The sequence below is a fragment of the Streptomyces graminilatus genome, assembly GCF_001418565.1.
Classification (GTDB): Bacteria; Actinomycetota; Actinomycetes; order Streptomycetales; family Streptomycetaceae; genus Streptomyces; species Streptomyces graminilatus.
Genome location: NZ_LIQQ01000174.1, coordinates 1 through 4,507, shown reverse-complemented (window position 1 = coordinate 4,507; position 4,507 = coordinate 1). Strand labels below are relative to the sequence as shown.

General features: G+C 70.2%; 3 protein-coding genes. 2 read left to right on the top strand and 1 reads right to left on the bottom strand.

Annotated features, from left to right (window positions below; translation table 11 throughout):
- Positions 1 to 290: 290 nt before the first annotated feature.
- Positions 291 to 1,034 (top strand): helix-turn-helix domain-containing protein, encoded by a 744-nt coding sequence (locus AOK08_RS16280; RefSeq protein ID WP_079054058.1) that lies wholly within the window; start codon positions 291 to 293, stop codon positions 1,032 to 1,034.
- A 52-nt stretch (positions 1,035 to 1,086) separates the two neighbouring features.
- Here AOK08_RS16280 and AOK08_RS16275 read toward each other — a convergent pair whose 3' ends face one another.
- A complete protein-coding gene (locus tag AOK08_RS16275) occupies positions 1,087 to 2,112 on the bottom strand; it encodes an ATP-dependent 6-phosphofructokinase (protein ID WP_055526287.1) in 1,026 nt (341 codons plus the stop codon).
- A 292-nt stretch (positions 2,113 to 2,404) separates the two neighbouring features.
- Between AOK08_RS16275 and pta the strand changes: the two genes are divergently transcribed.
- Positions 2,405 to 4,507 (top strand): phosphate acetyltransferase (gene pta, locus AOK08_RS16270; protein WP_055526286.1); only part of this gene is annotated, 2,103 nt, incomplete at its 3' end.

Here is a 4,507-nt window from a genome sequence, read left to right as displayed (position 1 = left end):
CCCTCGCACTCACCTTCGACACCCGCCCATCGCACCGGCATCCCACCCACCGCGAGCCGTCGCCCGCCACCCGCGAAACGCCCACGCATATGCCCCGCCACCATGCCATTCGCATGATTGGGCACCACCGGAAGCCATCCGCACCCCCACGCCCCGCCCCACACACCCACGCACTCCGGCCGGCACCGGATCAACCGGATTCACCCATCGAAACCGTAGTTTCCTACGATCTGTAATCGTGGCCGAACAGAATGTAGTCAGGGCCGCTCCGCACCCCTAACTTGTGGTGCGTGCGCCGACCCCCAGTTCCACCGCCACCGCCCACGCCTCCGAACCCGCCCTTCGACGCCCACACCGCCCGCAGACTCCGTACGGCCCTCGGAATGGGCCCCGAACACGTCGCGTACGGGATGCGGGTCTCGTACGGGCTGCCGTACATCACGCCCGACCATGTGATCGCGTGGGAACGCGGCACCATGGCCCCCAGCAGTACCGAACTCGTCGCTCTCGCGGGGGTGTTGTGGTGCGAGCCCTGTGAGCTCAAGGGCCGCCCGGCCACCTTGCGCGAACACCGGGCCGCGCGCGGACTCACCGCCGAGGAGGTCGCCCGGGCCGTCGGGCTCGAACTCCTCGTCTACGTACGGATGGAGGAGAGCGGAGAGTGGCGCGGCACCGAGCGGCAGTCCGCGCTGCTCGCCGAGGCGCTCCAACTCTCGCTCGCCGACTTCATGACCCTGACCGGTCTCGACGGCAAGCTCGCCGGGCTGCTGCGCGGGGCGGTCACGACGCGCTGGCAGGCGTACGTCCGCCCCGTCAGCAAGATGGTGCCGCTGAACCGGCGCCTCCTGGAGGGCGTCCTCCAGGAGCTGCACCGCTACTACCAGACGCAGTTGGCCGCCACCGCGACCTGGTCGGACGGTTCGGCGGCGACCGAGGCGAGCCACACCGGACGCGACTTCCTCGACCGGATCGTGGAGCACTTCTGGAGGCGGGTCGACACCGGCATCCCCCACACCAACACCAACACCCGCTGACCGCCCGGCGGTTACCTCTGCCAGTACCTCTACCAGTACCTCTAGCAGACCTCTAGAACACCGACTCCGCCTCGTCCATCCGGTCCTTCGGGACCGTCTTCAGTTCGGTGACCGCCTCCGCCAGCGGCACCATCACCACGTCCGTACCGCGCAGCGCGGTCATCCGCCCGAACTCGCCCTGGTGCGCGGCCTCCACCGCGTGCCAGCCGAACCGGGTCGCGAGGACGCGGTCGTACGCGGTGGGCGTGCCGCCGCGCTGGATGTGGCCGAGGATGACCGGCTTGGCCTCCTTGCCGAGCCGTCGTTCCAGCTCGTACGCCAGTGCCGTACCGATGCCCTGGAAGCGCTCGTGGCCGAACTGGTCGATCGCGCCGTGGCCGTAGTCCATGGTGCCCTCGGTGGGGTGCGCGCCCTCGGCGACGCAGATGACGGCGAACTTCTTGCCGCGCGAGAACCGTTCCTCGACCATCTTCACCAGGTGGGCGGGGTCGAAGGGGCGCTCGGGGAGGCAGATGCCGTGCGCGCCGGCGGCCATGCCGGACTCCAGGGCGATCCAGCCCGCGTGCCGGCCCATGACCTCGACGACCATCACGCGCTGATGCGACTCGGCGGTGGTCTTCAGGCGGTCCATCGCCTCCGTGGCGACGCCCACTGCCGTGTCGAAGCCGAAGGTGCGGTCCGTCGACGAGATGTCGTTGTCGATCGTCTTAGGGACGCCCACGACCGGCAGGCCCGCGTCGCTCAGCATCCTCGCCGCGGTCAGCGTGCCCTCGCCGCCGATCGGGATCAGCGCGTCGATGCCGAACTCGTGGATCATGTCGGAGGCGTTCTCGCAGGCCTCGCGGAGCCGGTCGCGCTGGAGCCGGGAGGAGCCGAGGATGGTGCCGCCACGGGCCAGGATGCCGCTGACCGCGTCGAGGTCGAGGGTGCGGAAGCGGCCGTCGAGGAGCCCCGCGTAGCCGTCCTCGAAGCCGATGACCTCGTCGTCGTAATGGGTGACCGCCCGGTGCACGACCGACCGGATCACTGCGTTCAGGCCCGGACAGTCGCCGCCTGCGGTGAGAACTCCGATGCGCATCGTGCTGTGTCTCCTGCTCACTGTGATCGCGTGGGTCGCCGGGTTGGCTGTGGTCGGTGTGATCGCTGGGTGATCGCTGGGTGATCTCGGTGCTTGCCTGTGATGCCGGTGAGTCGCCCCAATTGTTTCACGACCTTGCCCGACCCCCGTCCTGACGGGCGCCGTAGCCAGCGCCGCGGGTACTGTCAAGAAGGCCCCGCCCGCGCCGGTGAGCGCTGTCCGCGCACACCGGCGCACACCCCTCGAACGACGTATGACGACGAATTGACGAGCAAGGAAACGGAGAGCACGCGTGACGACCCGCAGCGTGTACGTGACCGGGATCGACCGTGGCGACGGCCGCCAGGTCGTCGAGCTGGGGGTCATGGAACTCCTGACCCGGCAGGTCGACCGCGTGGGCGTCTTCCGCCCCCTGGTGCACGACGACCCGGACCGGCTCTTCGAACTGCTGCGCGCCCGCTACCGCCTCTCGCAGGACCCGGCGACCGTGTACGGCATGGACTACCCGGAGGCGTCCGCGCTCCAGGCCGAGCAGGGCACCGACGAGCTGGTCTCCACCCTCGTCGACCGCTTTCTGCGCGTCGCCCGCGAGTACGACGTGGTCCTCGTCCTCGGCACCGACTTCGCCGACACCCAGTTCCCGGACGAGCTGGCCCTCAACGCCCGCCTCGCGAACGAGTTCGGCGCGTCCGTCGTCGCGGTGGTCGGCGGTCGTGACCAGAGCGCCGAGTCGGTGCTCGCCGAGACGCGCAACGCGTACCGCGCGTACGAGGCTCTGGGGTGCGACGTCCTGGCCATGGTCGCCAACCGCGTCACCCGCGAGGACCGCGCCACGATAGCCGAGGGCCTCAACTCCCGCCTCCCAGTGCCCTGTTACGTCCTGCCCGACGAGCCGGCCCTGTCCGCGCCGACGGTCGCCCAGATCACCCACGCGCTCGGCGGCAAGGTAGTGCTCGGCGACGACTCGGGGCTCGCCCGGGACGCACTGGACTTCGTCTTCGGCGGCGCGATGCTGCCCAACTTCCTGACCGCGCTGACCCCCGGCTGCCTGGTCGTCACCCCCGGTGACCGCGCCGACCTGGTGGTCGGCGCCCTGGCCGCGCACAGCGCCGGTACGCCGCCCATCGCGGGCGTACTGCTGACCCTGAACGAGCGCCCCAGCGACGAGGTCCTCACCCTCGCCGCCCGGCTCGCCCCGGGCACCCCGGTCGTCTCCGTGGCCGGCACCAGCTTCCCGACCGCCGCCCAGCTCTTCTCCCTGGAGGGGAAGCTGAACGCGGCCACCCCGCGCAAGGCGGAGACCGCCCTCGGTCTGTTCGAACGCCATGTCGACACGGCGGAGCTGCTCAAGCGGGTCTCCGCGCCCAGCAGCGACCGGGTCACGCCCATGATGTTCGAGCACAAGCTGCTCGAACGCGCCCGCGCCGACAAGCGCCGGGTCGTCCTCCCCGAGGGCACCGAGGAACGCGTCCTGCACGCCGCCGAGGTGCTGCTGCGCCGGGGCGTGTGCGAACTGACGCTGCTCGGCCCGGTCGACGGCATCCGCAAGAAGGCCGCCGACCTGGGCATCGACCTCGGCGGGTGCCAGGTGATCGACCCGCAGACCTCGGAACTGCGGGACAGGTTCGCCGAGAAGTACGCGGCTCTCCGCGCCCACCGTGGCGTCACGGTGGAACTCGCCCACGACGTCGTCTCGGACGTCAACTACTTCGGCACCCTGATGGTCGAGGAGGGCCTGGCGGACGGCATGGTGTCGGGTTCCGTGCACTCGACGGCGGCGACGATCCGCCCGGCCTTCGAGATCATCAAGACCAAGCCGGAAGCCTCCATCGTCTCGTCCGTCTTCTTCATGTGCCTGGCCGACAAGGTCCTGGTCTACGGCGACTGCGCGGTCAACCCCGACCCGAACGCGGAGCAGTTGGCCGACATCGCCATTCAATCGGCGGCCACGGCAGAACAGTTCGGCGTCGAGCCGAGGATCGCCATGCTCTCCTACTCCACGGGTACGTCGGGTTCGGGCGCGGACGTCGACAAGGTGCGGGAGGCGACGGAGCTGGTGCGCGAGCGGCGCCCGGATCTCCGTATAGAGGGCCCGATCCAGTACGACGCGGCCGTGGAGCCGACGGTGGCCGCCACCAAACTCCCCGGCTCCGAAGTCGCGGGCCAGGCAAGCGTGTTGATCTTCCCGGACCTCAACACCGGCAACAACACCTACAAGGCCGTGCAGCGTTCGGCCGGCGCGATCGCCGTCGGCCCGGTCCTCCAGGGCCTGCGCAAGCCGGTCAACGACCTGTCCAGGGGCGCGCTGGTCACGGACATCGTGACGACGGTGGCGATCACGGCGATCCAGGCCCAGACGACCATGGCCGGCACGACGACCCCCACCCCCACCCCC